Source organism: Streptomyces cahuitamycinicus, assembly GCF_002891435.1.
GTDB lineage: Bacteria > Actinomycetota > Actinomycetes > Streptomycetales > Streptomycetaceae > Streptomyces > Streptomyces cahuitamycinicus.
In genome coordinates this window covers 1-3,609 of record NZ_POUC01000605.1, presented here as the reverse complement: position 1 = coordinate 3,609, position 3,609 = coordinate 1, and the positions used below count along the sequence as shown (strand labels likewise).

The following is a 3,609-nucleotide window of genomic DNA, read 5'->3' as shown; positions in this document are numbered from 1 at the left end:
CGTGCCTGCCCCGTGCCCCCGCGCCGGGCCGAGCCGAGCAGCCCCCGCACGGTCGTCAGCCACCCGGTGCCGACGATCGCGGCGCCCACCGCCAGCCCGGCCGTGCCGTTGAGCGGCATCACGATGCCGACCGCCCCGCCCAGCACCCACGACATCTGCAACAACGTCTCGGAGCGTGCGAAGGCCGACGTCCGGACGGTCTCCGGCACGTCCCGCTGGATCAGCGCGTCCAGCGACAGCTTGGCCAGGGCCTGCGCGAACCCGGCGATCGCGGCCAGGCCGGCCACCAGGATCGCGCCGAAGAACACCGCGGCCGTGATCGTCGCGCCGGCCACGCAGGCCACGACCGTCAGGATGATGATCTCCGGCGCCCGGGAGCGCAGCCACGCCCCGACGGCCGTGCCGAGCGCGTTGCCCACGCCCGCCGACACGCCCACTATCCCGAGCGACACCGCGGCGCTCTGGCCGGACACCGGGTGCTCGCGCAGCAGGAACGCCAGGAAGAAGATCAGGAACCCGGTCAGGCAGCGGATGGCGGCGTTGGCGGCCAGGGCGTGGGTGACGGCCGGGCCGACCGTGCGCAGCCCGGGGCGCTTGACCGGCTGCCGGTGCGGCCCGTGCAGGTGCTGCTCGTCCGCCGCCAGCAGGGCGCGGTCCTCGCCCTTGGCGGAGTCGACCTTCGGCGGCAGCGTGAACGACAGGATCGTCCCCGCCACGAAGAGCACGAAGGCGCCGAAAAGGGGCCAGCGCGGTCCGATCTGCTGGAGTCCGACGCCGATGGGCGCGGCGATCCCGGTGGCGAGGAGACCACCGAGGGTGACGCGCGAGTTGGCCTTCACCAGGGAGAAGCGCGGTGGCAGCAGCCGGGGCACGACGGCGCTTCTGACCACGCCGTACGCCTTCGACGAGACGAGGACGCCCAGCGCGGCCGGGTACAGCTCCAGTCCGCCGCTGACGACCGCGCCGGACAGGACGATCGCGAGCAGCGCCCGGGCCAGCATCGCGCCGGCCATCGCGGCGCGGCGGCCGTGCGGGATGCGGTCGAGGAGGGGGCCGATGACGGGCGCGAGGAGGGTGAAGGGCGCCATGGTGATGGCGAGGTACAGGGCGACGCGGCCACGGGCCTCGTCGGTGGGCACGGAGAAGAAGACGGTGGAGGCCAGGGCGACGGTGATCATGACGTCGCCGGCGCCGTTCACGCCGTGCAGTTCGATCAGCTTGCCGAGGCCGGACTCGCCGGCGCCGTGCGCGTGGGTCGCCTTGCGGATGCCGCGGGCGGTGCCGGTCACGGGGAAGTGCAGGGCACGGCCGACCGCACGGAGGGAGCCGCGCAGACGGCCCGGTCCGTTCAGTCGGCTGCTTCCCTTGACCCCATTCGACCCACCGGTCCCGGTGGCGCCCGGGGGTGTCTTCGCGGCTGCCACGTCGTCATAGTGCCCCGATAAGGCTGTGGGTAGTGCCATTACCGCTTGTATAGGGCCTGTGGGGTGACTGTCCGGGGCGGCGGCTCAGGGTCCGGTGGGCGGCGCAACAGACCCGTCGGTGTACGCGACGTGGGGCGGAAGGGTAGCGTGCGTATCTCAGCCATCCCGCAAAATGGATGAAGGATGTCGACGCGGTCCCCCGGTCCGCTCCGTCCGCCCCCGCGCTGGGAGTGGCGCACCCGTGAGACGGCGTATGGAGAGAAGCGATACCTGTGAGCGCAGCGACAACGCGAAGCCGCACCCCTGACCGTCTGTGCGCCGAGGCCGTCGACCTCGCACGTGCCGCAGCCGAGGAGGCCGCCGCACCGGGAATCGTCGGGGAACACGTGGGGCTGGTCTCCGAGGGAGACCGTGTGGTCACCCACTTCTTCCAGTGCCTGGAGCTCGGCTACCGGGGCTGGCGCTGGGCCGTGACGGTGGCCAGGGCGTCCCGGGCGAAGATCGTCACGGTGGACGAGGCGGCCCTGCTGCCCGGCCCGGACGCGGTGCTGGCCCCCGAGTGGGTGCCGTGGAGCGAGCGGCTGCGGCCCGGCGACATGGGGCCGGGCGATCTGCTGCCCACCGACGCCGAGGACCTGCGGCTGGAGCCCGGCTACACGGGTGAGGACGAGCCCGCGCCGAACGTCCCCGTATCGCACGAGATGGCCGACCTGGTCGAGGCGGAGGACGCGGACCTCACCACGGAGTCCCCCACCGGCTTCACGGTCGCCCCGCTGCGCGGTTCGATCCCGGCGGTCGCCGAGGAACTGGGCATGCGCCGGGCCCGCGTCCTGTCCCGCTACGGCCTGCACACCGCGGCCGACCGCTGGGAGGAGGCGTTCGGCCCCAAGACCCCCATGGCCCAGTCGGCCCCCGCGGCCTGCGTCAGCTGCGGCTTCCTCGTGCCCATCGGCGGCTCCCTCGGTCAGGCCTTCGGCGCCTGCGCCAACGAGTTCTCCCCGGCCGACGGCCGCCTGGTCTCCCTCGCCTACGGCTGCGGCGGCCACTCCGAGGCCGCCGTCATGCCCCGGCCGCCCCAGCCGGCCGCCCCGGTCATCGACGAGACCCGGGTCGACCCGTTCCCCCTGCGCCCCTCCCCGGACTCGGGCTCGGTGACGCCGACGGCGGACCAGGACACGGAGGAACTGGGGCACTCGTAGCGGTCGACGGGCCCGCGTCGGGCAGGCGCACGGCGGGTGCTCCCCAGGCGGTACCTTCATCCTCACGTCCACGAGGAGAAGGAACGGAACGTGAGCAGCAAGTTCGTGCGGCCCGCCGCCGAGGGGGCCGATCCGTTCGGTACCGCCCGTCTGCGGCGCGGCGTCCTCGACGCCTGGGCCACCAGCCCCGCCCGGTTCCGTGAGGACGCCAACGCCGAGGAGGACCTCGCCCTCGGCGGCTACCGGGACCGGCTCGTCGTGGAACTCGCCCAGAACGCCGCCGACGCCGCGGCCCGGGCCGGGCTGCCCGGACGGTTGCGGCTCACCCTGCGCGACGGGGTGCTCGTCGCCGCCAACACCGGAGCCCCGCTGGACGCGGCCGGAGTCGAGTCGCTGTCCACCCTGCGGGCGTCGGCCAAGCGGGACACGCGGGACACGTCCTCCGTGGGACGGTTCGGCGTCGGCTTCGCCGCCGTGCTCTCCGTCACCGACGAACCCGCCGTCGTCGGCCGCCACGGCGGGGTGCGGTGGTCGCTCGCCGAGGCCAGGGCACTGGCCGCCGAGACCGCCCGGCACAGCCCGGGCCTCGGGGACGAGGTCCGGCGGCGGGACGGCCACGTCCCCCTGCTGCGGCTGCCGTACGCCGCCGAGGGCACCGCCCCCGCCCCGTACGACACCGCCGTCATCCTGCCGCTGCGTGACGCGGCCGCCGCGGATCTCGCCGAGCGGCTGCTGCGGGCCGTCGACGACGCCCTGCTGCTCGCCCTCCCCGGAATCGAAGAGCTCGTCGTCGAGATCAACGGGGAGAGCGCGCGGACCCTCACCCGCCGTACCGACGGTGCCTTCACCGTCGTCGACGACTCCGCCCACGGCGTCACCCACTGGCGCACCACCGCCGCCCACGGCCCCCTCACCCCCGGCCTGCTCGCCGACCGGCCCGTCGAGGAGCGGCTGCGGCCCCACTGGTCCGTCACCTGGGCCGTGCC

Annotated in this window: 3 protein-coding genes; 2 read left to right on the top strand and 1 reads right to left on the bottom strand. The window is 74.5% G+C overall.

Annotation, left to right across the window (positions count from 1 at the left end):
- A partial coding sequence (locus C1J00_RS40145) for an MFS transporter (protein ID WP_102913785.1) occupies window positions 1-1,424 on the bottom strand: 1,424 nt, incomplete at its 3' end.
- Between the two features lie 272 nt (window positions 1,425-1,696).
- Between C1J00_RS40145 and C1J00_RS40140 the strand changes: the two genes are divergently transcribed.
- Window positions 1,697-2,623: a DUF3027 domain-containing protein gene (locus C1J00_RS40140; RefSeq protein ID WP_102913784.1), complete on the top strand. Its 927-nt coding sequence runs from the start codon at window positions 1,697-1,699 to the stop codon at window positions 2,621-2,623.
- A 90-nt stretch (window positions 2,624-2,713) separates the two neighbouring features.
- Window positions 2,714-3,609: sacsin N-terminal ATP-binding-like domain-containing protein (locus tag C1J00_RS40135; protein WP_369333492.1), on the top strand; the 896-nt coding region annotated here is incomplete at its 3' end.